Source organism: Amycolatopsis sp. NPDC052450 (genome assembly GCF_044547565.1).
GTDB lineage: Bacteria > Actinomycetota > Actinomycetes > Mycobacteriales > Pseudonocardiaceae > Amycolatopsis.
Window position 1 is genome coordinate 26,886 of sequence record NZ_JBIUAQ010000005.1, and the last position, 20,733, is coordinate 47,618.

At 69.4% G+C, this 20,733-nt stretch carries 21 protein-coding genes; 7 read left to right on the forward strand and 14 right to left on the reverse strand.

Features of this window, described 5'->3' with window-relative positions; translation table 11 throughout:
* Positions 1 to 117 precede the first annotated feature (117 nt).
* From ACIHAO_RS10815 to ACIHAO_RS10825, 3 genes are read left to right on the forward strand one after another with little or no spacing between them, the layout of a single operon-like run.
* Positions 118 to 663 (forward strand): DinB family protein, encoded by a 546-nt coding sequence (locus tag ACIHAO_RS10815; protein WP_396556713.1) that lies wholly within the window; start codon positions 118 to 120, stop codon positions 661 to 663.
* A gap of 52 nt (positions 664 to 715) precedes the next feature.
* A complete protein-coding gene (locus tag ACIHAO_RS10820; RefSeq protein ID WP_396556715.1) occupies positions 716 to 1,750 on the forward strand; it encodes a zinc-dependent alcohol dehydrogenase family protein in 1,035 nt (344 codons plus the stop codon).
* Positions 1,751 to 1,769: 19 nt separating this feature from the next.
* Positions 1,770 to 3,215, forward strand: a complete 1,446-nt coding sequence (locus tag ACIHAO_RS10825; RefSeq protein WP_396556717.1) for an aldehyde dehydrogenase family protein — start codon at positions 1,770 to 1,772, stop codon at positions 3,213 to 3,215.
* Here ACIHAO_RS10825 and ACIHAO_RS10830 read toward each other — a convergent pair.
* Genes ACIHAO_RS10830 through ACIHAO_RS10845 form a run of 4 tightly spaced genes read right to left on the reverse strand, consistent with a single transcriptional unit; the run spans position 3,212 to position 7,542 of the window.
* Positions 3,212 to 4,651 (reverse strand): FAD-binding oxidoreductase, encoded by a 1,440-nt coding sequence (locus tag ACIHAO_RS10830; RefSeq protein ID WP_396556719.1) that lies wholly within the window; start codon positions 4,649 to 4,651, stop codon positions 3,212 to 3,214. The two genes, ACIHAO_RS10825 and ACIHAO_RS10830, sit on opposite strands and share 4 nt — an antisense overlap.
* Positions 4,652 to 4,688: 37 nt before the next feature.
* Positions 4,689 to 5,483 carry an ABC transporter ATP-binding protein gene (locus tag ACIHAO_RS10835; RefSeq protein ID WP_396556721.1) on the reverse strand — a complete coding sequence of 265 codons (795 nt, stop codon included), beginning with the start codon at positions 5,481 to 5,483 and terminating at the stop codon, positions 4,689 to 4,691.
* Positions 5,480 to 6,538, reverse strand: a complete 1,059-nt coding sequence (locus tag ACIHAO_RS10840) for a FecCD family ABC transporter permease (protein WP_396556723.1) — start codon at positions 6,536 to 6,538, stop codon at positions 5,480 to 5,482. The genes ACIHAO_RS10835 and ACIHAO_RS10840 overlap by 4 nt, the downstream gene beginning before the upstream one ends.
* On the reverse strand, positions 6,535 to 7,542 hold the full coding sequence (locus tag ACIHAO_RS10845; RefSeq protein WP_396556725.1) for a FecCD family ABC transporter permease: 1,008 nt from the start codon (positions 7,540 to 7,542) through the stop codon (positions 6,535 to 6,537). The genes ACIHAO_RS10840 and ACIHAO_RS10845 overlap by 4 nt, the downstream gene beginning before the upstream one ends.
* A 53-nt stretch (positions 7,543 to 7,595) precedes the next feature.
* Here ACIHAO_RS10845 and ACIHAO_RS10850 point away from each other — a divergent pair, with 53 nt between their 5' ends.
* Positions 7,596 to 8,579, forward strand: coding sequence for an ABC transporter substrate-binding protein (locus ACIHAO_RS10850; RefSeq protein ID WP_396556727.1), 984 nt, complete (start codon positions 7,596 to 7,598; stop codon positions 8,577 to 8,579).
* A gap of 24 nt (positions 8,580 to 8,603) precedes the next feature.
* On the opposite strand, the gene ACIHAO_RS10855 is transcribed toward ACIHAO_RS10850, so the two are convergent.
* Complete coding sequence (locus ACIHAO_RS10855; protein WP_396556729.1) at positions 8,604 to 9,326, reverse strand: maleylpyruvate isomerase N-terminal domain-containing protein; 723 nt, start codon at positions 9,324 to 9,326, stop codon at positions 8,604 to 8,606.
* A 9-nt stretch (positions 9,327 to 9,335) separates the two neighbouring features.
* The gene (locus ACIHAO_RS10860) at positions 9,336 to 11,042 is read right to left on the reverse strand and encodes a GMC oxidoreductase (protein ID WP_396556731.1); all 1,707 of its coding nucleotides are present in this window, start codon (positions 11,040 to 11,042) and stop codon (positions 9,336 to 9,338) included.
* 102 nt (positions 11,043 to 11,144) lie between these two features.
* Here ACIHAO_RS10860 and ACIHAO_RS10865 point away from each other — a divergent pair, with 102 nt between their 5' ends.
* A complete protein-coding gene (locus ACIHAO_RS10865; protein WP_396556733.1) occupies positions 11,145 to 11,540 on the forward strand; it encodes a hypothetical protein in 396 nt (131 codons plus the stop codon).
* 120 nt (positions 11,541 to 11,660) lie between these two features.
* Here ACIHAO_RS10865 and ACIHAO_RS10870 read toward each other — a convergent pair whose 3' ends face one another.
* The 3 genes from ACIHAO_RS10870 to guaB form a co-directional block, all read right to left on the reverse strand.
* Positions 11,661 to 12,794 (reverse strand): GuaB3 family IMP dehydrogenase-related protein, encoded by a 1,134-nt coding sequence (locus ACIHAO_RS10870; protein ID WP_125788875.1) that lies wholly within the window; start codon positions 12,792 to 12,794, stop codon positions 11,661 to 11,663.
* A 162-nt stretch (positions 12,795 to 12,956) separates the two neighbouring features.
* Entirely contained in the window at positions 12,957 to 13,427 is a 471-nt protein-coding gene (locus ACIHAO_RS10875) for a DUF3574 domain-containing protein (RefSeq protein WP_396556735.1), read from the reverse strand.
* A gap of 81 nt (positions 13,428 to 13,508) precedes the next feature.
* Entirely contained in the window at positions 13,509 to 15,020 is a 1,512-nt protein-coding gene (gene guaB / locus ACIHAO_RS10880; protein WP_125788873.1) for an IMP dehydrogenase, read from the reverse strand.
* Positions 15,021 to 15,155: 135 nt separating this feature from the next.
* Here guaB and ACIHAO_RS10885 point away from each other — a divergent pair, with 135 nt between their 5' ends.
* Positions 15,156 to 15,542, forward strand: coding sequence for a DUF5319 domain-containing protein (locus ACIHAO_RS10885; protein ID WP_125788872.1), 387 nt, complete (start codon positions 15,156 to 15,158; stop codon positions 15,540 to 15,542).
* A gap of 115 nt (positions 15,543 to 15,657) precedes the next feature.
* Here ACIHAO_RS10885 and ACIHAO_RS10890 read toward each other — a convergent pair whose 3' ends face one another.
* From ACIHAO_RS10890 to ACIHAO_RS10910, 5 genes are all read right to left on the reverse strand, one after another.
* A complete protein-coding gene (locus ACIHAO_RS10890; protein ID WP_396556738.1) occupies positions 15,658 to 16,602 on the reverse strand; it encodes an anti-sigma-D factor RsdA in 945 nt (314 codons plus the stop codon).
* Positions 16,603 to 17,175: a sigma-70 family RNA polymerase sigma factor gene (locus ACIHAO_RS10895; RefSeq protein ID WP_037314832.1), complete on the reverse strand. Its 573-nt coding sequence runs from the start codon at positions 17,173 to 17,175 to the stop codon at positions 16,603 to 16,605.
* A 381-nt stretch (positions 17,176 to 17,556) separates the two neighbouring features.
* Entirely contained in the window at positions 17,557 to 18,153 is a 597-nt protein-coding gene (locus ACIHAO_RS10900) for a response regulator transcription factor (protein ID WP_003073605.1), read from the reverse strand.
* A 140-nt stretch (positions 18,154 to 18,293) separates the two neighbouring features.
* Positions 18,294 to 19,130 (reverse strand): hypothetical protein, encoded by an 837-nt coding sequence (locus ACIHAO_RS10905; protein ID WP_396556740.1) that lies wholly within the window; start codon positions 19,128 to 19,130, stop codon positions 18,294 to 18,296.
* A 9-nt stretch (positions 19,131 to 19,139) separates the two neighbouring features.
* Positions 19,140 to 20,054: a MerR family transcriptional regulator gene (locus ACIHAO_RS10910; protein ID WP_396557168.1), complete on the reverse strand. Its 915-nt coding sequence runs from the start codon at positions 20,052 to 20,054 to the stop codon at positions 19,140 to 19,142.
* 230 nt (positions 20,055 to 20,284) lie between these two features.
* On the opposite strand from ACIHAO_RS10910, the gene ACIHAO_RS10915 reads away from it, so the two are divergent.
* Entirely contained in the window at positions 20,285 to 20,605 is a 321-nt protein-coding gene (locus tag ACIHAO_RS10915; protein WP_007031108.1) for a WhiB family transcriptional regulator, read from the forward strand.
* Positions 20,606 to 20,733: the final 128 nt, after the last annotated feature.

Genomic DNA, 20,733 nt, shown 5'->3' on the forward strand with positions numbered 1-20,733 from the left:
CCAGATCAGAGCAGTACGCTTCCCTACCATCGTCCCAGGTGGGCCGGGTCACCTCGCCGCCAACCCCCTCACGATTCAGGACAGCGGATGACCGCGAGGCGTCCTACCGTCCGGGACATGGACATCGACTGGAGCAAGGAACTCTCCGAACAGCTCGACTGGCATTGGACGCAGCACCTGCGGCCCCGGCTGGACACCCTCACCGACGACGAATACCTCTGGGAACCCGTCGAGGACTGCTGGACGATCCGCCCGGGTGAGAACGGCGCTTTCACGATCGACTGGGCGTATCCGGAGCCGTCTCCGCCGCCGGTGACGACGATCGCGTGGCGCCTCGCGCACATCGTCATCGGCGTCTTCGCGATGCGGAACGCGTCGCATTTCGGCGGCTCGCCCGTCGACTACCAGACCTTCCCCTACGCAGGTTCCGCCAAGGAAGCGCTGGAGCAGCTCGACGACGCCTACGCGCGCTGGCGGGACGGCGTCCGCGGCCTCACCGCCGAAGACCTCGCGCGCCCCTGCGGCGAGGCCGAAGGCCCGTACGCGGAGTACCCGCTCGCGGCGCTCGTCCTGCACATCAACCGCGAGGCCATCCACCACGGCGCCGAGGTCCTCCTCCTGCGCGACCTCTACCGGTCCCGTCCGCGAGCGGATCGCGTTTAGCGGGCTAAACGCGACGCGCCCATACTGGGGCCAGCCGAGGAAAGGACCCGTCTTGCGAGCGACTCTCATCTACGGCGCCGGCGACGTACGCGTCGAGACCGTCCCGGACCCGAAGCTGAGCGAACCGACCGACGCCCTCCTCCGGGTGGTCCGGTCCTGCATCTGCGGCAGCGACCTCTGGCCGTACGGCAGCATGCCCGCACGCGATCGCGGCGTCCGGATCGGGCACGAGTTCCTCGGCGTCGTCGAGGCCGTCGGCTCCGACGTCACCACGCTCAAGCCGGGCGACCTGGCCGTCGCGCCGTTCGTCTACTCCGACAACACCTGCCAGTTTTGCCGCGAAGGCCTCCACACCTCGTGCCTGAACGGCGGCAACTGGGGCGCGAAGGGCGTCGACGCCGGCCAGGGTGAGGCCGTCCGCGTCCCGCAGGCCGACGGCACGCTGGTGAAACTGCCGCACACCGAGGACGACGACCTGCTCGCCTCGTTCCTCACGCTGTCCGACGTGTTCGCGACCGGCCACCACGCCGCGGTCAAGGCGGGCGTGAACGAGCGCACCACCGTCACCGTCATCGGTGACGGTGCCGTCGGCCTCTCCGCGGTCCTCGCGGCGAAGCGGCTCGGCGCCGAGCGCATCATCCTGATGGGCCGTCACCGGACCCGCACGGACCTCGGCCGCGAATTCGGCGCGACAGACGTCGTAGCCGAGCGCGGCGACGAAGGCATCGAGAAGGTGCGAGAGCTGACAAACGGCGAAGGCACGCACACCGTTCTCGAATGCGTCGGCACGAAGCCCGCCTTCGAGATGGGCGTCGGCACGGTCCGTCCCGGCGGCACGGTCAGCCGCGTCGGCGTGCCGCAGTACGCCGAGGGTCCGATCGGCCCGTCGCTCTTCCGCCGCAACATCACCATCACCGGCGGTGTGGCGCCCGCGCGCCACTACATCCCCGAACTGCTCGAAGACGTCGTCGAGGGCAAGTACCAGCCCGGCAAGGTCTTCGACCGGACCATCGGGCTCGAAGAGGTCCCCGACGGCTATCGCGCCATGGCGGACCGCGAAGCGCTCAAGGTGCTCGTCAAGCCCTGACTGCAATACCTTCTTACCCATGGACATGATCACCCCGGAGCCGCGCCCCGCCTGGATCGCCGGACGCCCCGAGCAGGGCGCTTCGACGGTCACCGTGCACCACCCCTTCGACGGCAGCGAAGTCGCCACCGTCGCGGTGCCCGGACCGGAGCAGGTCGAACGAGCGGTGAGCGCGGCGGCGAGCGTCGCGAAGGAGTTCCGGCGTTCCTCGGCGCACAGCCGTGCCGCGGCGCTCGACCACGTTTCGCGCGTCATCGCCGGCCGGGCCGAGGAGATCGCCGAAGTCATCACCGCCGAGAACGGCAAGCCGCTCAAGTGGGCCGACGCCGAGGTGCGGCGTGCGGTGTCGGTGTTCCGGATCGCGGCCGAAGAGGCCCGCCGGTTCAGCGGCGACCTGCAACGCCTGGACACCGACCCGGCGGGCGAGGGCAGGCTGGCACTGACCCGGCGCATCCCGCGCGGCCCGGTGCTGGGCATCGCGCCGTTCAACTTCCCGCTGAACCTGGTGGCGCACAAGGTCGCGCCGTCGCTCGCGGTCGGCGCGCCGATCATCGTCAAACCCGCGCCGCGCACGCCGTTGTCCGCGCTGATCCTCGGCGAGATCCTGGCCGAGACGGACCTGCCGGAAGGCGCGTTCTCGGTGCTGCCACTCGGCAACGAGGAGACGTCGGCGCTGGTCGCCGATCCTCGGCTGCCGGTCGTGTCGTTCACCGGTTCGGGTCCGGTCGGCTGGTCGATCGCGGATGCCGCGCCGCGCAAGCACGTCGTGCTCGAACTCGGCGGCAACGCGGCCGCGGTCGTCCTCCGCGACTGGCCGGATCCGGAGGGTGCCGCGGAGCGCATCGCGACCTTCGGAAACTACCAGGCCGGGCAGTCCTGCATCGCCGTGCAGCGGGTCATCGTCGAACGCGAGGTCGCCGAAGAATTCGTGCCCGCCTTGGTGGAAGCCGTGCGGGCACAGCGAACCGGTGACCCGTACGACAAGAACACCGACGTGGGCCCGGTCGTCGACGAGGCCGCCGCGGAACGGATCGTCGCCTGGATCGACGAGGCCGTCGCCGCGGGCGCGAAGATCCTCACCGGCGGCAAGCGAGAGGGCGCGACGGTGGAACCGACCGTGCTCACCGACGTGCCACCGTCCACAAAGGCCTGGGCGGAGGAGATCTTCGGCCCGGTGCTCGCCGTGTCCATTGTGGATGGTGTCGACGAGGCTTTCGCGTCGGTCAACGAATCCGCCTATGGATTGCAGGCCGGCGTGTTCACCCGCGACGTGCATCTCGCCTTCTACGCGTCGACAGAACTCGAAGTCGGCGGCGTGATCATCGGCGATGTCCCGAGCTACCGCGCGGACCAGATGCCGTACGGCGGCGTCAAGGGATCGGGCGTCGGCAGGGAAGGCGTCCTCGCCGCGATGCACGACCTCACCGAGGAACGGGTCACCGTCTTCACCGGCATCGACCTCTAGCCGGGGGTGATGGCCTGCGCGAACCCGAACACCTTGTCCGGGTCGTAGGTCTTCGCCACTTGCTTGAGGCGGGCGGCGTTGCCGCCGTAGTAGGCGGTCATCCAGTCGGGCAGGGCGGGGTCGATGTAGTTGACGTAACCCCCGCCCAGCCCGAGCCCCGCCACCACTTCCGCGACGGAATCCGTTGCCACGGAACGGTTGCGCGCGTCGGCCTGACCGTAGATCTGCACGCTGCCGATCGCCTTCCGATGCCAGAACGCGGTGGCGTCCGGAGCGATGTCGGCGACCGCGCCGCCGAGCCCGTCGACCAGCAGGTCCATTCCGCGCCTGCCCTTGAGGACGGACGTCAGTTTCGCGGGATCCGCCGGCTCACTGAGAATCCGCGACGAGGCCACAAAGGACTGTCGGGTTTCACCGCCGGAGAAATACTTCATCGCGCCGAGATAGTCGAGCTGTTTGACCGAACGCGTCGCGCCGCCGAAGCGGTCCAGGATCTTGCCCAAGGAATCGGAATCGCCTACGTAGCAACCGGAAACGCGCGCGCCGACCGGTGATCCGCCGGACAGTACGACGTTCGCCCACAACTCCGGCGGCGCTTCGGGAAGCCAGCGCTGCCACTCCGCGACGACGTCGTCCGCGCTGCCTGCCGGGAAACGCAAGGAGAAAACCGAAACCGCCGACGGCGCCGGATCCGTGCGGAAGGTGAACGAGGTGACCACGCCGAAGTTGCCGCCTCCCCCACCGCGCAACGCCCAGAACAATTCGGGTTCGGAATCCGCCGACGCCGTCCGGAGTTTCCCGTCCGCCGTGACGACCTGCGCGGACACCAGATGATCGCAGGTGAGTCCGTATTTCCGGGCGAGCACCCCGATTCCGCCGCCGAGCGTCAGCCCGGCGATCCCGACGCTGGGGCACGAACCCGCCGGCAGGCACCGGCCCGCGCCGCCGAGCGTGGCGTAGACGTTCTTCAGCTTCGCGCCCGCGCCGATCACGACCTGTTCACCTTGGACGTCCACAGAGGACATACCGCCGAGGTCGATCATCAAGCCACCGTCGGGAACCGAGTAGCCGGCGTAGCTGTGCCCGCCACTGCGCGCGGCTATGGGAACCCGCCGTGCGGCGGCGGAAACGGCGGCCTGCACGTCTTCAGGCTTGGCACATTGGGCGATCGCGGCGGGCTTGAGGCCGTCGAAGGCCGGATTGAACACGCGCTTGGCGTTGTCGTAACCGGAATCCCCAGGCAGGAGCAGGGAGACTTTGGTCCGTAACGCCGCCCAGTCCGGCGGGCCGGACGGCGGCGTGACGCTGGTGCTCGGCGGCAAGGAAGTGCCTGGAGCCGAACTGGGCGCCTGCACGGGAGGCGCGGCAGAACACGCCGTCGCGGCCGCCCCGGCCACGGTCGCGCCGGCGAGCTTGAGGAACGCCCTTCTCTCCATGCCCGATAGACGCCCAGCGGGCGGGCAGGTTGCGGCCCTACCCCCGAAGGTGTGCGCTCACCGGCACGACCAGCGGCGTACCGGAAACCGGATCCGCCATGACCTTCGCCGTCAGGCCGAAGATCTCGTCGAGCAGCGGCTCGGTGAGGACTTCCGCGGGCGGCCCTTGCGCGACGATCCGGCCGTCCCGCATCGCGACCAGCTTGTCCGCGTACCTGGCGGCGAGATTGAGGTCGTGCAGCACCATCACCACGGTGGTCCCGCGTTCGTTGTGCAGCCGGTACACCAAGTCCAGCACATCGATCTGATGCGCGAGGTCGAGGTAGGTGATCGGTTCGTCGAGCAGGAGCAGCCCGGTCTCCTGTGCCAGCGTCATCGAGATCCACGCCCGCTGCCGCTGCCCGCCGGAAAGCTGGTCGACGACCCGGCCGGCGTGCTCGTCCATCCCGGTCAGCCGCAGTGCCCGATCGATCGCCTCGTCGTCGGAGGACGACCACTGCCGGTACCAGCTCTGATGCGGATGCCGCCCCCGGCGGACCAGGTCGGAGACCGTCAGCCCTTCGGGTGCGGACGGCGTCTGCGGCAACAGGCCGATGATCTTGGCGACCTCGCGGGTCGGCAGCTTCTCGATCCGCTCGCCGTCGAGCAGCACCGCGCCCTGCCGTGGCTTGAGCAACCTCGCCAGCGCGCGCAGCAGCGTCGATTTGCCGCAGCCGTTGGGGCCGATGATCGCGGTGACGGTCCCGTCGAGGACGTCGAGGTCGAGGCCGGTCACGACGGGCGTTTCGCCGTAGCCGAGTTCCAATTCCCGGGCACGCAGTCTGGCTTTCACGCGCGCTCCTCCTTACGGCTGCGGACGAACAGGAAGATCAGGTAGGGCGCGCCGAGGATCGCCGTCAGCACTCCGACCGGGAGCCCGGACAGCCCCGGCGTCACCCGGACGGCGAAATCCGCGCCGACGGTCAGCAACGCGCCGAGGACCATCGATCCGAACAGCGGCGGCTGCGCCGAGCGGACCAGCCGCAGGGCGATCTGCGGGGTGGCCAGTGCGACGAAGGTGATCGGGCCGGCGGCCGCGGTGGCGACGGCGGCCAAGGCCGCGCCGAGCAACAGCAGGGTCGCGCGGGCGCCGTCGACCCGGATACCGAGGCCGCGCGCGGTGTCGTCGCCGAACTGCAGGCCGCCGATGGTGTGCCCGGCGACCAGCGTGATCGGCGCGAGCACGGCCAGCGCGAGCAGGACCGGCGCGACCGATTCCCAGCCGACGTCGGCGAGGCTGCCGACGATCCACGTCGTCGCCCGCGCGGCGTTGTCGACGTCTCCGATGGTCAGCATCCAGTAGACGAGGTTGTAGCCGACCGCCGACAGCGCGATGCCGATCAGGACGAGCCGGTAGCCGTCGATCCCGCGCCGCCACGAAAGCGCGTACAGCAGGATCCCCGCGATCACGCCGCCCGCCAGCCCGGCGAGGGGGACGCCCAGCGTGCTCGCCAGTCCGCTGACCTGGCCGCCGGTGCCCCCGGCGACGATCACGCCGACCGCGCCGACGCCCGCGCCCCAGGTGATGCCGAGGATGTCCGGGCTGGCCAGCGGATTCCTGGCGACGGTCTGGAACAGCGCGCCGGACAGCCCGAGGGCCGCGCCGACGCCGATCGCGGTCAGCGTGCGGGGCATCCGCAGGTCGAAGATGATCCCGCGTTCCCGCGCGGTGCCACCACCGAACAGTGTCTTCAGGACGTCGCCGAGGCCGATGTGCGAGGTGCCGATGCCGATGTTCAGCGCCGCGACCAGCACCAGCGCGACCGCCGCGAGGGTCACGACGGCGAGCGTCCTCGGCCGGACGGTCCAGGCCGCCGGGCCGAGCGAGATCACCTTGGGAGCCGTCATATCCGTGCCAAGCCCTTCTTGCGGACCAGGTGGACGAACACCGGCACGCCGAGCACCGCCAGCATGATGCCGACCTCCAGGTTGTCCGAGGCGACGACGCGGCCGAGCAGATCCGCCGCCAGCAGCAGGATGGCGCCGAGCACGGCGGAGAACGGCACCAGCCACCGGTAGTCGGGGCCGCTGATCGCCCGCGCGAAATGCGGCACCAGCAGGCCGAGGAACGCGATCGGCCCGCAGGCGGCGACGGCGGCACCGGTCAGCAGCGTGATCGCGGCGACCCCGAGCAGCCGCGTGCGCCCGACCCGCCGTCCGAGCGCGACGGCGACGTCGTCACCGAGCGCCAGCGTGTTCATCCCCGGCGTGTTGATGACCGCGAGCAGCAGGCCCACCGCCACGAACGGGGCGATCTGGCCGATCATCGCGGGGTCCCGGCCGGCGATCGAACCCACGTGCCAGAACCGGTAGGTCTCCATCCCGCGGTCGTCGCCGAGCACGATCGCGGAGATGACGCCGTTGAGCAGAGCGCTCACCGCGGCTCCGGCCAGCGCGAGCGTCACCGGCGTGGCGCCGCGGCCGCCGACCGCGCCGAGCAGGAACACCACGGCGCTCGCGATCAGGGCGCCGGCGAAACCGAACCAGATGAACGCGTACAGGTCGTCGATGCCCAGCACGACGACGGCGAGGACGACCGCGAACGCCGCACCCTGGGTGACACCGAGCAAGCCGGGGTCGGCGAGCGGATTCCGGGTGTGGCCCTGCATGAGCGCGCCGGCCGCGCCGAGCGCGAGCCCCGCGAGGACACCGAGCAGCGTGCGCGGGACGCGTAACGAACGGACGATCAGATGATCCGGCACACCGGCGGGATGGAAGATCGCGTCCCAGACGACACCCAAAGGAATCGAACGCGCACCGAGGGCGATGCTCGCGACGCAGATCACAGCCAGAAGTGTGACGAGCAGGACTCCCGCTGTCGGCTTCCCAACACGAACTTCCACTGTGGACATCCGCCATCCTATGCTCCGGTTAGGAAAGCCTAACCGCACAGAAAGAGTGGCCCATGACCCCACCCCGGCGCGCAGTCCTCGCCCTCGCCGTGACAGCCTGCCTGGCACTCTCCGCCTGCGGTGGCGGTGAACAGGAAGCCGCTTCCCCCGGCACCGGCCAAAGTGGATTCCCGCGCACCGTCGAACACGTGATGGGGTCGGCCCAGATCGAAAAGCAGCCCGCCACCGTCGCGGCGCTCGACTCGAGCTACGTCGATGCCACGCTGGCGCTCGAGACGAAACTGGTGGCGTACACCAAATATCGCAACTACGACAAGCTGCCGGACTACCTTGGCGACGACCGCAAGTACGCCGAAGGGGCCAAGGAGATCGGCGCGCTCGAGAGCCCGGACATCGAGCAACTGTACGACATCAAGCCGGATCTGATCGTTTCCGCGAAGGTGCGGCACGAGAAGTTCTACGCGGAGTTCAGCAAGGTCGCACCCACGGTGTTCAGCCAGACCACCGGTGCCACCTGGAAGGACAACATCCGGCTGCTCGGCAAGGCGCTGGGCAAGGAAGCGTTGGCAGAGCAGAAGATCAAGTCCTACGAGGAGCGGGCCCGCAAGGTCGGCGACGCGATCAAGGCGAAGCTCGGCAAGCCCGCGGCCGTCTCCGTGGTCCGCTTCATCGAGGGCGAGCCGACGGTGCGGCTCTACAGCAGCGCGTCGTTCCCCGGCACCGTGATGGCCGACGCCGGGCTCCAGCGCCCCGCGGGCCAGCCGGACAACAAGGCGAAGATCTCCAACGACCTGAGCCAGGAGGAGATCGGGAAGCTCGACGCCGAGGCGATCTTCATCGCCAGCTACACCGATGAGACCAAGCAGGCCGAAAACCCCATGACGAAGTTCCAGTCGAACCCGCTTTGGGGAACTCTCAAGGGAAAGAAGATCGACGTCAACGACACCACCTGGTTCACCTCGGTGAGCCTGCAGGGTGCGAGCGCCATGCTCGACGACATCGCCAAGCAGTTCGGCGTGGACTCGTTCCGGAGCTGATCACGTCCTCTTTGGACGGTGGTGTCACAGCCAGCGCGGAAGCGTGGGCACGTCACCATCCAAAGAGGACCCATCGCTGCGACCGGTGACCCAGGCCAATACCTCGCCGCGGGTCCCGGTCAGCGTCGTCAGTTCGCCTTCGCTCATCCGCCACTCGTGGCGGTACCCGTTCTCTGCGGCGGCGACCAGGAGCACGGCGGGCAGTTCGCCGCCGTACATCCCGATGGCGTTGCCGACGACGGTGTCGAACTCGTCGCCGAGCAGATCGGCGACGCGGGCGAAGTCGTAGCCGAAGTCGAGGTCGGCCAGATGGATCGAGGTTTCGGAGAGCCGGAGCCAGAGCACGAACTCCGCCGAGATGTCACGCCCCTGCCTGGCTCGCACCCGGGCCTGCCACGCGCCGTCCGGCAGGCTTTCCGCGACCTCGACGAAGCGCGCGGCGGAGCCGACGACGTCCTCGGCGATCTCCTCGACCGACCGGTACGCGCCCTTCTCGATGTCGTGATCCCTCACCGTTTCACCGGCGTACATCGGCGTCTCGACGCCCGATTTCGCCCAGGTGAGCAGGTTGACCAGGCCATCGGCGTTCCGCGCGAGGTGGGACAGCAGATGCGCTCGCGTCCAGCCGGGCAGCGCGCTGGGACCGCGCACGGCCTCCTCGTCGATCCCGCGCACGACGCGCTCCCACTCGTCATGAAGGGCGCGGACGCGGTTCAGCAGGACGTGTGCGCGTTCGGAAGCTGTCACACTCCCAATTTAGCGCCGAAGCGCCGCGGGCGCGCCCGCCGGAACCGAGGGGTTCTTCGGTGCGATCGGTTCGAGCCGCGCGTACGGCGAGTCCTGTGACGGCCTGCTGTCCCGCTCACCCTTGTTGGGCCAGAACGAGAAGGCCCGCTCGGCCTGCGCGGTGATGGTCAGCGAGGGGTTCACGCCGAGGTTCGCCGTGATCGCCGAACCATCCACAATGGACAGGCCGGGATAGTTGTAGACGCGGTGGTACGGGTCGATCACGCCGTTGTCGGGCGACGTGCCGATGGGGGCGCCACCGATGAAATGCGCCGTCAGTGGGATGTCGAAGATCTCGCCCCAGGTGCCGCCCGCCATCCCGCCGATGCGGTCGGCGGTGCGGAGGTTGGCCTCGTGCCCCGCGGGGATGAAGCTGGGGTTCGGCTCGCCGTGGCCCTGTTTGGAGGTGTACTTGCGGCGGCCGAAGAGCCCGCGTTTGGTGTACGTGGTGATGGAGTTGTCGAGGCTCTGCATCACCAGCAGGATCACCGTGCGCTCGCTCCAGCGGTAGCCGTTGAGCAGCTTCACGGTCTGGACCGGGTGCTTGACCATGAAGTTCACGGCCTGACGCCAGCGCGGCACCGCCGAATCGCCTTCGGTGGCGATGGTCTGGAGCAGGCTCATCGCGTTGCTGCCCTTGCCGTAGCGGACGGGCTCGATATGCGTGTTGTCGTCGGGGTGGATCGACGACGTGATCGCGACGCCGCGGCTGAAGTTCCGGTCCTCGTCGACCGAGGTGCGGGCCGCGCCGATGATGGCCTCGGAGTTGGTGCGGGTCAGCTCGCCGAGACGCGGCGAGAGCTTCGGCAGCTTGGCGGTGTCGCGCATGCCGTGGAGCAGGTTCTGCGTGCCCCACGTGCCGGCGGCGAGCACCACCTGCGCGGCGGTGAGCTTGTGCCGGAACTTGCGCGAGGTGGTCCCGGTCTTCTTGACGCTCACCTCGTACCCACCTGCGTTCAGCGGGCTAATCGCGCTCACGGTGGTCAGCGGGATGACCTTCGCGCCGTCCTTCTCCGCAAGGTAGAGATAGTTCTTGACCAGCGTGTTCTTCGCGCCGACGCGGCAGCCGGTCATACAGGCGCCGCATTCGGTACAGCCGGTGCGCGCCGGGCCCGCGCCGCCGAAGTACGGATCCTCGGCGCGCTCCCCCGGCTTGCCGAAGTACACGCCGACGGGCGTCGGGTGGTACGAGTCCGCCACGCCCATGTCCTCGGCGACGCCCTTCATCACGACGTCCGACGGCGTGACGCTGGGGTTGGTGACGACCCCCAGCATGCGGCTGGCCTGGTCGTAATGCGGGCCGAGCTCGGACTCCCAGTCGGTGATGTGGGACCACTGCGGGTCGACGTAGAACGGCTTCAACGGGCGGTACAGCGTGTTCGCGTAGACCAGGGAGCCGCCGCCGACACCCGCGCCGGCGAGCACCATGACGTCCTTGAGCATGTGGATGCGCTGGATGCCGAAGCAGCCGACCTGAGGCGCCCAGACGTAGCGGCGAAGGTCCCAGGACGTCTTCGCGAACTCGTCGTCGGCGAAGCGGCGGCCCGCCTCGATGACGGCGACGCGGTAGCCCTTCTCGGTCAGGCGAAGGGCGGCGACACTCCCGCCGAACCCGGAGCCGACGACGATCACGTCGTAGTCGAAGTCGTCTTCAGTGGTGGTGTTACTGGCAGTCACACCTTGGACTGTAACCTCGGCCACCACTTCTGACCAGAGGTAAGTTACCGGCCAGTTACCTTCCACCCGGATGCGCGAACGCGGCTGAGGCATCATCGATCGGTGGATACGGATGCCCCGGTGGCGATCGACTTGACGCGTGACGAGCGCACGGTATTGCGCTGTAGCCTGGCGGAATGGGGAGGACCGGCCGCCTGCACCGACGACCTCGCCGTCGCGATGGGCTTCAAGGACGTGCCCGACCTCTTCGAGCAGGCGCGAAGGTTGCGCGCGGCGCTGGCCGACGAAGAACCGCTACGCGCATCGGAATGGCGCAAGACCCTGATCGCCACCGAGATCGTGTTCGCCAGCGACGTCTTCGGCTCCGGCATGGACTGGTCGATCACCACCGGCTTCGCGGACGACGAAACCCTCCCGATCCTGCGGGACCTCCAGCGAAAGATCGCCCGGGCACTCGGCTCTGCCCACTACCGCCCCCGGCCGCCAGAGCGCCTTTAGCGGGCTAAACGTGACACAGGAGGGACGCCTGGGGCTCCTGTGACACCTGAGGCACGTGAACGCAAAGCGGCCCGGATCGCGTTTAGCGGGCTAAACGCGATCCGGGCCGGGGAGCGAGCATCAGCGGCGAACGGTCAGGCCGACCCGCTGGAACTCCTTCAGGTCCGAGTAGCCCGTCTTCGCCATCGCGCGGCGAAGCGCGCCGAAGAGGTTCACGACGCCTTCGGCGTCCGAGGATGGCCCGAAGAGCAGCGTCTTCAGGTCGACGGCGTAGTCCGGGCCCAGCGCCACGCGCGAACGCGGCAGCGACGGGTGCGCGGCCGCCGACGTCCAGTACAGCCCCTGCCCCGGCGCCTCGGAGGCGGCGGCCAGCGGCGCACCCAGCATGACCGCGTCGGCACCGCAGGCGATGGCCTTGGCGATGTCACCGGACACGCTCATCCCGCCGTCGGCGAGCACGTGGACGTACCGGCCGCCGGTCTCGTCGAGGTAGTCGCGGCGCGCGGCCGCGGCGTCGACGATCGCGGTCGCCATCGGCGTCCCGATCCCGAGCACGCTGTCGGTGCTCGTCACGCCGCGGCTGGCCCCGTGGCCGACGATGACGCCTGCCGCGCCGGTGCGCATCAGGTGCATCGCGGTGCGGTAGTCGCTGACGCCGCCCGCGATCACCGGGACGTCGAGCCGTCCGATGAAGTCCTTCAGGTTCAGCGGCTCGACGTCACGCTGGACGTGCTCCGCGGAGATGATCGTGCCCTGCACGACCAGGATCTCGACACCCGCCGCGAGCAGGTCCGGCGTGAGCTCGGCGGCGTGCTGCGGGCTGACCCGCGCGGCCACCGTGACCCCGGACTCGCGGACGGTCTTGATCGCCTCGGACAACAGGTCCAGCCGGATCGGGGCGGAGTGCAGTTCCTGCAGCTCACGCACGATCGCGGTCGGGTCCTCGGTGTCCTCGGCCGCCCGGACGAGGCGGAAGATCGCGTCCTCGACGTTCGGGTGCCGCGCCCACAGCCCTTCGGCGTTGAGGACGCCCAGCCCGCCGAGCTCGCCGACGGCCACCGCGGTTCCCGGCGACACGATCGCGTCGGTGGGGTGGGTGACCAGCGGCAGCTCGAACCGGTACGCGTCGATCTGCCAGGCGGTGGACACGACCGACGACGACCTGGTGCGCCGCGACGGCACGATCTCCACGTCATCGAGGTCATACGCCCGCCGCGCGGTGCGGCCCATGCCGATCTCGACCAGATCCCGCACGTCAAGTCCCTTCTCACCGACGACCGTTACACCCCATTGTCGCTAGGCCGCGTGGGTGACCTGCGCACGGGGCACCCGAACCGGGCCCGAAGTCACACCGGCCCCACATACCCCACCTGTTTCACGTTTAGCCCGCTAAAGGCGCTCCGGGGGTGGAGAGGGTCAGAAGGAGACCTTCTCCACGGAGTCGGTCCGGAGGACGGATTCCTGCGAGAAGGCCTTCTTGTAGTCGGTCCGGATCTCTTCGATCTCGCGGTTCGCGTCACGGTCGCTGAACGGGTACACGACGATGATCACCTTCGACCTCTCCCGCGAGATCGCCCCGTCCGAACCGCGCCACCGGCCGCGTCCGGTCAGCTCGGTGAACCCGTCCGGGAACCTCGGCGTGACGGCCTTGTCGGTGAACGCGGCGAACTCGGCGTCGGTCAGCTCCCCGCCGCCCGGCTTCGTCGTGCCGAAGTACAGCTCGGTTCGTTTCCACAGCTCACCCGGTGACGCCTGGAGAGCGGCGGCCTCGGGTGCGGAAGGCGCGGCGGAAGCGGTGGGGACGGCGGAAGCCGCCACCCCGCCGCCGAGCCCGAGGGCAGCGGCGGCGAAGACGGCCAGCGCGGTGCGCCGCGAAGTAAAGGACATCGGTTCCTCCCAGGGAGACTTGATCAGCGGACCAAGTCTCCCGAGAACGGAACCGAACGCGTAAGTGTCCTAAAGGGCGGACTACCGGGTGGTGTAGTTCGGCGCCTCGACGGTCATCGTGATGTCGTGCGGGTGGCTCTCCTTGAGCCCGGCCGCGGTGATCCGCACCAGCTGCGCCTCCTGCAGCTCGGGGATCGTCGACGCGCCCGCGTACCCCATGCCCGACCTCAGCCCGCCCACCAGCTGGTGGACGACGTTCGCGAGCGGCCCGCGGAACGGGATCCGCCCCTCGATGCCCTCGGGGACCAGCTTGTCCTCGCTCAGCACGTCGTCCTGCGCGTAGCGGTCCTTCGAGTAGGACTTCGCCTGGCCGCGCGACTGCATGGCGCCCAGCGAACCCATGCCGCGGTAGGTCTTGAACTGCTTGCCGTTGACCAGGATCAGGTCACCGGGCGATTCGGCGGTGCCCGCGAGCAGGCTGCCGAGCATCACGGTGGACGCGCCGGACGCGATCGCCTTCGCGATGTCACCCGAGTACTGGATGCCGCCGTCGCCGATCACCGGGATCCCGGCCGGGCGCGCCGCCTGGTCGGCCTCGTAGATCGCGGAGATCTGCGGCACGCCGACCCCGGCGACGATGCGGGTGGTGCAGATGGAACCGGGGCCGACGCCGACCTTGATCCCGTCCGCGCCCGCCTCCACCAGCGCCTGCGCGCCGGCCCGGGTCGCGACGTTGCCGCCGACGATGTCGACGGTGTCGCCCAGTTCTTTCTTCAGCAGCGCGACGGTCTCGACGACGGCGCGGGAGTGCCCGTGCGCGGTGTCCACCATCAGCACGTCGACCCCGGCGTCGGCCAGCGCCATCGCGCGTTTGTGGCCGTCCGGGCCGACGCCGACGGCGGCACCGACGATCAGGCGGCCGTTGGTGTCCTTGGAGGCGTTGGGGTACTGCTCGGTCTTGACGAAGTCCTTGACCGTGATCAGCCCGCGCAGCTTGCCCGCCCCGTCGACGATCGGCAGCTTCTCGATCTTGTGGCGGCGCAGCAAGCCGAGCGCGGCCTCCGCGGTGACCCCGACCTGCGCGGTGACCAGCGGCGGCTTCGTCATCACCTCATGCACCGGGCGGGTGTGGTCGACCTCGAACCGCATGTCGCGGTTGGTGATGATGCCCACCAGGTTTCCGGCCGCGTCCGTCACCGGCACACCGGAGATCCGGAACCGCGCGCACAGCGCGTCGACCTCGGCGAGGGTGTCCTCGGGCGAGCACGTGACCGGGTCGGTCACCATGCCGGCTTCGGAGCGCTTCACGACCTCGACGGCGGCGGCCTGGTCGTCGATCGGCAGGTTGCGCTGCAGCACGCCCATTCCGCCCTGGCGCGCCATCGCGATCGCCATCCGGCCTTCGGTGACCGTGTCCATGGCGGCGGAGACCAGCGGGATGTTCAGGGTGACGTTGCGGGAGAGCCGGGTGCGGGTGCTGACCGCACTGGGCACCACGTCGGACTCGGCCGGCAGCAGCAGCACGTCGTCGAAGGTCAGCCCGAGCATGGCGAACTTGCTCGGGACGGGGGCGGTGACGCTGTCGCTGGTCATAGCAGGCGAACGGCCTTCCTAGCGGTGACTAATGGGGGCCGCCGTGGCTGTTGGCATCACGGCGAGGGCCTGCCCCTCATGATATCCGGGCCGGGCGGCCGCCCGGCCCGGGTGGGCGCCCGGTAGCGTGCAGGCGTGCCGCAAGATGCGTTGCCCCCAGACCCGTTCGCGGATGACCCGGACGACCCGGCCCGCGCGTTCATCGACGACGCTGACCGGCTCGATGAGCCGATCAGCGACGACGAGCGCACCGAGTTGCTGGCCGACCTCTCCGATCTCGCCGTCTACCAGGCGCTTCTCGAACCGCGCGGAGTACGCGGGATCGTGGTCGACTGCGGTGAATGCGACGAACCCCACTACCACGACTGGCATCTGCTGCGCGCCAGTCTCGAACAGCTGCTCGCCGACGGCCGGATGCGACCGCACGAGCCCGCGTTCGATCCGAACCCCGGTGACTACGTGAGCTGGGACTACTGCCGCGGGTTCGCGGACGGTGTCACCGCCAACGAGAGCGCCTACTGATCGCGTTTAGCCCGCTGAAGTCGAGCGACTTCAGCGGGCTAAACGCGATTTGAGACGCATAACAAAAGGGCCTGGTGAGAGCGATCTCACCAGGCCCTTCGGCGTATTCGGGGTGCTACGTCGTCTCGCCCGCGGCGGGCGCCTGCGCTCCGGCACCGGGTGTCGGCTCGTTCCGCGAGCCACCGGGATCGTTCCCCGAGGCCGGCGGTGTCGTCGACGTCGTGGGGGGCGGCGGTTCACTGGACGAGGTCGGCGGAGTCGGCGAAGGAGTCGTGGTGCCCGGCAGACTCGTGCCGGGGTTGCCGCCTCCGGGCAGCGACGTCGGCGGAGCGGTCGGCTGCGGGCTGGGCGGAGGCGTGGTCGCGACCGGGGTCTGCGACGGTGACTGCTGATCCGGCGGCAGCGGCTGCTGCCCGGGGTTCTGCAGCTGAGCACTCAGCTGGCGGTGCTGTTCGAGCAGCTGGTCGCGGTTCTCTTCGTCGGTCACCTGGCTCAGCGCGGCCTGTGCCTCGTCGAGCGCCTTGCGCGCGTCGTCGAGACGTCCACCGGCGAGCGCGAGGTTCGCCTTTTCGAGATCGAGTTTGGCCGCCGCGGCGGCCTCGACCGACCGGGCGTGGTCGGCGTAAAGCACCTTGGTCAGTCCCCAGAGCGTGTCACCAGGCTGCGCGTCCTTCGCGGCGAGACCGGTACCGGCGAAGGCGATGGCCAGGACGGCCGCGGCGGCGGCCACCGGGACCAGCAGCCGGCGTCTTCCCCCGTGTTTGCGGGCGAGCGCGGCGGTCTTCACGGTGACGACGGCGGTGTCGACGTCGACGAGTTCCGCGAGCGGTTCGCTGTCGATGTCACGCCGCCAAGCCAGCAGCAGCGCGTTCAGCTCCTGATCGCCGAGGTCGTCGGCCATCTTCGGATCCGAGCCACCAAGGGCGTCGAGCAACGCGTCATCGGCCTGGACGGCCGAAAGATCAGCTGCGAACTCTGCTTCCGAGGGCGTCAGCCCTCTTTCGAAAGCCGTCAGTTCACGATCGGTCCCGGGGGAGAACCGATGGTCGCGATCGGTCACTCAGATCACCTCCTCAGCGGCCAGAACCTTACGTAGGCGCGCGAGGGCGCGATGCTGGGCCACCCGGACGGCGCCGGGGGTGGACCCCACGGCCTCGGCCGTCTCTTCGGCGGACAATCCCACGACCACCCGCAGGACCACGATCTCACGCTGTTTGTCGGGAAGTACACGCAGCAGCTGCGACATGCGCTCGTTCAGCTCGCCCTGGAGGGCACGCTGCTCGGGGCCGACGCCGCCCTCGATCTCGTCGGGGACTTCGGCGACCGGCTCGGCACGGTTACGGGCCGCGGCGCGATGCGCGTCGGCCACCTTGTGCTGGGCGATCCCGTAGACGAAGGCCAGGAACGGGCGGCCCTGATCACGGTACGAAGGCAATGCCGTGAGCACCGCGAGACACACCTCCTGAGCAACGTCGTCTGCGGAAGCGAACGAACGCTCCTGCCTGCCAACCCGAGCGCGGCAGTACCGCACTACCAAAGGACGGATGGCCGCCAGCAACCGCTCGACCGCTTGAGGATCACCCTCAACAGCAGCGGCGACCGGCTCATCCAGTCCGTCCCCCACATTGGCCATCGCAGACAACAGTCCCAGTGTTACGTATAGGCGTGCAAAGAGTCCGGCGTGTGACTTCGGAGACCACTACCGGTGACAGCTACCGTACCGCCCGGGCCCGCCGCCTTCGCTGACGGCCGTCATCGGCGCGCCGCCCTTCCGGCGAGCGCGCTGAACCCGGGTCTTCCTGGTTCCCTCCGCTCGTAGTCGAACTTTCAACGAGCTGGAACGCAGTGGGGTACGACGGTCCACCCTGAGGTGGACACGCTCGGGCCAGCGTGCCCGAGCGGTGAGGATAAATGCGCGAAGCGTGACGGGGAACACAGGTACGGGCCAGGGGTACACCCCCGGCCCGTTCGTCACCCGTTGTGCAATCTCAGCGATGAAAGCAAGAAAGCGTTGTCAGGAAACAAGCCCACGGCGGAATCCGTGGGCGACCGCCTGTGCGCGGTCCCGAACGCCGAGCTTGCGGAACAAGCGGCGCGCATGGGTCTTCACGGTGTCTTCGGACAGGTACAGCTCGCGGCCGATCTGTCCGTTGCTCTTGCCCTGGCTCATCCCACGAAGCACCTGAAGCTCGCGCTCGGTGAGCTGGACGCCGGGGTCGGACGGCTGACGCGGCGCCGGCACCGAGGTGCTGGCGAGCGTGTGGGCCAGTGCGGCGACCAGCTCGGGACGCGAGGCGTCCCAACGCAGGTAGCCGCGGGCACCGCCGGCGATGGCGGCGGCGATGCTGCCCGCATCGTCCGGGGCGCCGAACACGATCACGTTCGCTTGGGGGTTCGCCGAGACGAGCCGCCGGGTGGCTTCGACGCCAGTCGGGACAGCGCGCTGGGTTCCGACCAGCACGACGTCGACCGGCTGACGGGAGTACCGGGCCAGCAGCTCGTCACCGTGCGCTACGCAGTCGATGCGACTGACCCCTGGGACCGCGGACATCACTCGAGTGAGCCCTTCGCGGACACTGCGTCGGTCGTCGCAGATCAAGACCGTCGTCACGGGGTTTCCTTCCTGCAGCCGGGTGACATTCCACTTCCCCTATCGGACGCTTTAGCCCGAACCTTGACACGATCCGGTGGCTTTTTTTGAAAGTTCTTAGCCCGGTTGCCGGAATGGGCCCTCCAACAGGCTAGACGCCCTCAGCGGGGGACCCACGGAGATTCCCGTGCGAGCCGCCTCCCGCAAGGATCTGCGTGCCGTAACACTGCGTGCAACAGTTCGGCCCCTCTGAATCGATACTCATCGGCGTGTCCTGCCGAGAAGTCGGCCGACACCAGGCACGCCACCCACAGAAGTGAATTGATTTCGTATTTCTCGGCGGTTTCACGAGCGCTCTCGACCAGCGCTTTCGCCTGGTCCCGCTCAGCGGAACCGGCATTCACGATCGTCACGCCGAGTACAAGCTGTGATTTGACGACGTGCCGGGACGCACCCCTCGCCCGCGCCGTTTCCAACGCCATTTCCGCAGGTGCGATCCCCGCATGGGAAATGTTACTCGCCAGTTCGATTTCCGCGCCCACCCAACCGGCCCTGGTCCGGGTCCGCCAGTTGCCGGTGTGCGCGCCCGCACGGGCCAGCAGCCGCCGGGCGGCGGTCAGCCTGCCGCGCCCGAGGTTGTCCGCCGCGAGACCGAGGAGCGCGTCCGCCCGCGCGCCCTCGGCGTCCAGACCGTCCGGGTCGGGTTCACCGTCTGGCTCCGAGATCACCAGCGCGAGCGCTTCACCGTCGAGGACGAGCGCCGCCGCGTGCCCGCCCAGCTGCCGTCGATGTGACGCCAGCGTGCTCGCGGCCAGCGACGCGACCACCGGATCCTTGCCCGCGCGCAAACCGTTCAGCAGCGTGGCCGCGGCCGCGTACCGGCCGCGGGCACCGAGCCCGATCGCGGCCAGCAGCCGTCCGCGAGGCGACGCGGGCACCGCGAAGGAACTCGGCGGCACGCCGTCGCCGAACGCGGCGGACCGCAAGGACGCTTCCATGCGTCCTTTCTATCGCCTCGCACCGACAAGAACGTGCTCGATCCGGTCGGCGGCGGTCGTCAGTTCGCCGAGCAGTTCGATCTTGTCCGGGAGCGTGGCGGGATCCCAGCCCGGACCGCAGGCGAACATCCTGCTGCGCTGACGGCCGCGCGAGACCCTGGCGAACAGACGCGGATCCGCGGTCGCATGCCGTCCCGACCACAGCACGACAGCGGCCGGGACACTGCGGCGGACCGTCACCGCGAGCACCTCCGCGGGCAGGGAGGCGCCGAACAGCTGGGCACCGATCCGGCGTCCCGCGAGCGCCGCGGCGAGCGCGTACATGGGCAGGTTGTCGCGCTCGTCCGGCACGCAGGTCAGCAGGACCGGCCGCTGGTTACGTGGCTCGCGGAGCACCGGCGTCGCGCGGACGAGGGCGGCGTACACACACTCGGCGAGCAGGTACTCGACCTCCGCCCCGGCGCTGACACCGCGCCAGCGCGCGCCGAGCGCCGTCAGGACCGGCGACACGACGCCGGTCCAGGCGGGCAGCACACCGAGTTCGCGGATCGTGTCGGCGAGCATGCGCTGCACCGCGCCGAAGTCCATCGCGAGCGCGGCCGTGCTCAACCGCCTGGCGAGCCGGGACGGGACGTCGTGATCCTCGGCGGGCGGCGCGGTGGCGCGCTCCTCCACTTGGACCTCGACGGTCTCCGGAGGTTCGGTCGCCGTCCGGGGCATCTGCTCAAGCGCGTACTTCGCCGCTTCGGCCGTCGAGGCGCCGCGGAGCAACGCGCGCTGCATCAGTTCGAGGCGGCCGATGTCGGAGCTGCCGTAGCGCCGGTGACGGCCGTTGGTGTGGCGACTCGGTCCTACGCCGTATCTGCGGTCCCAGGTGCGCAGGGTGGACGGTGCGACCCCGAGCCGGCGAGCGACCGAGGCCACCGGCAGGGTGGGTTCTTCACTGCTGATCCGAGATCCCACTCGACCCAATATCCAGGCAGGCAGGGACCGGGGCAACCGGAACGGAAAGTACCGCTCACACATCCGGGGGATGCCTAACGGCTGAATCGTCTTGAATCTCTTGAACAAGTATTGGCGCGCTTCTAACGTTACCGCCGTTGCACCGAATGGAGTATCCGCAGCGCAGCAGAGCAGGTAAACGCTTCGACCGGATGACGGAGGCGGTCAGGATGGCGGACACACGCAGGCTCCCGGGGCCCAACGCGGATGTATGGGACTGGCAGCTCGAAGGGTCGTGCCGAGGCATGGACAGCGCGTCCTTCTTTCACCCTGACGGCGAGCGCGGGCCGGCCAGAGCCCGCCGCGAGGCGAGGGCCAAAGCCGTGTGCCTGGCCTGCCCGGTACTGGCCATGTGCCGGAACCACGCACTCGCCGTGCACGAGCCGTACGGGATCTGGGGCGGACTGTCGGAATCGGAACGCGAGCACATCATCAAGGCGGACAAACGCACATTGAGCATGTCGAACGGCTGATCCGGCCGAGTCGGCGAGGGGGGGGGGGGGGGGGGGGGGGGGGGGGGGGGGCGGGCGGGGGGGGGGGGCAGCACGACCGCAGAGAACACACCCACCAACAACACCCCGCCGCGCAGGCGGGGCTCCAG

Coding starts and splice junctions, on each gene's coding strand:
- ACIHAO_RS10815 (WP_396556713.1), top strand. CDS start 118: ATGGACATCGACTGGAGCAAGGAACTCTCCGAACAGCTCGACTGGCAT.
- ACIHAO_RS10825 (WP_396556717.1), top strand. CDS start 1,770: ATGGACATGATCACCCCGGAGCCGCGCCCCGCCTGGATCGCCGGACGC.
- ACIHAO_RS10830 (WP_396556719.1), bottom strand. CDS start 4,651: ATGGAGAGAAGGGCGTTCCTCAAGCTCGCCGGCGCGACCGTGGCCGGG.
- ACIHAO_RS10840 (WP_396556723.1), bottom strand. CDS start 6,538: ATGACGGCTCCCAAGGTGATCTCGCTCGGCCCGGCGGCCTGGACCGTC.
- ACIHAO_RS10845 (WP_396556725.1), bottom strand. CDS start 7,542: ATGTCCACAGTGGAAGTTCGTGTTGGGAAGCCGACAGCGGGAGTCCTG.
- ACIHAO_RS10850 (WP_396556727.1), top strand. CDS start 7,596: ATGACCCCACCCCGGCGCGCAGTCCTCGCCCTCGCCGTGACAGCCTGC.
- ACIHAO_RS10875 (WP_396556735.1), bottom strand. CDS start 13,427: ATGTCCTTTACTTCGCGGCGCACCGCGCTGGCCGTCTTCGCCGCCGCT.
- guaB (WP_125788873.1), bottom strand. CDS start 15,020: ATGACCAGCGACAGCGTCACCGCCCCCGTCCCGAGCAAGTTCGCCATG.
- ACIHAO_RS10895 (WP_037314832.1), bottom strand. CDS start 17,175: ATGGCCAATGTGGGGGACGGACTGGATGAGCCGGTCGCCGCTGCTGTT.
- ACIHAO_RS10905 (WP_396556740.1), bottom strand. CDS start 19,130: ATGGAAGCGTCCTTGCGGTCCGCCGCGTTCGGCGACGGCGTGCCGCCG.
- ACIHAO_RS10915 (WP_007031108.1), top strand. CDS start 20,285: ATGACGGAGGCGGTCAGGATGGCGGACACACGCAGGCTCCCGGGGCCC.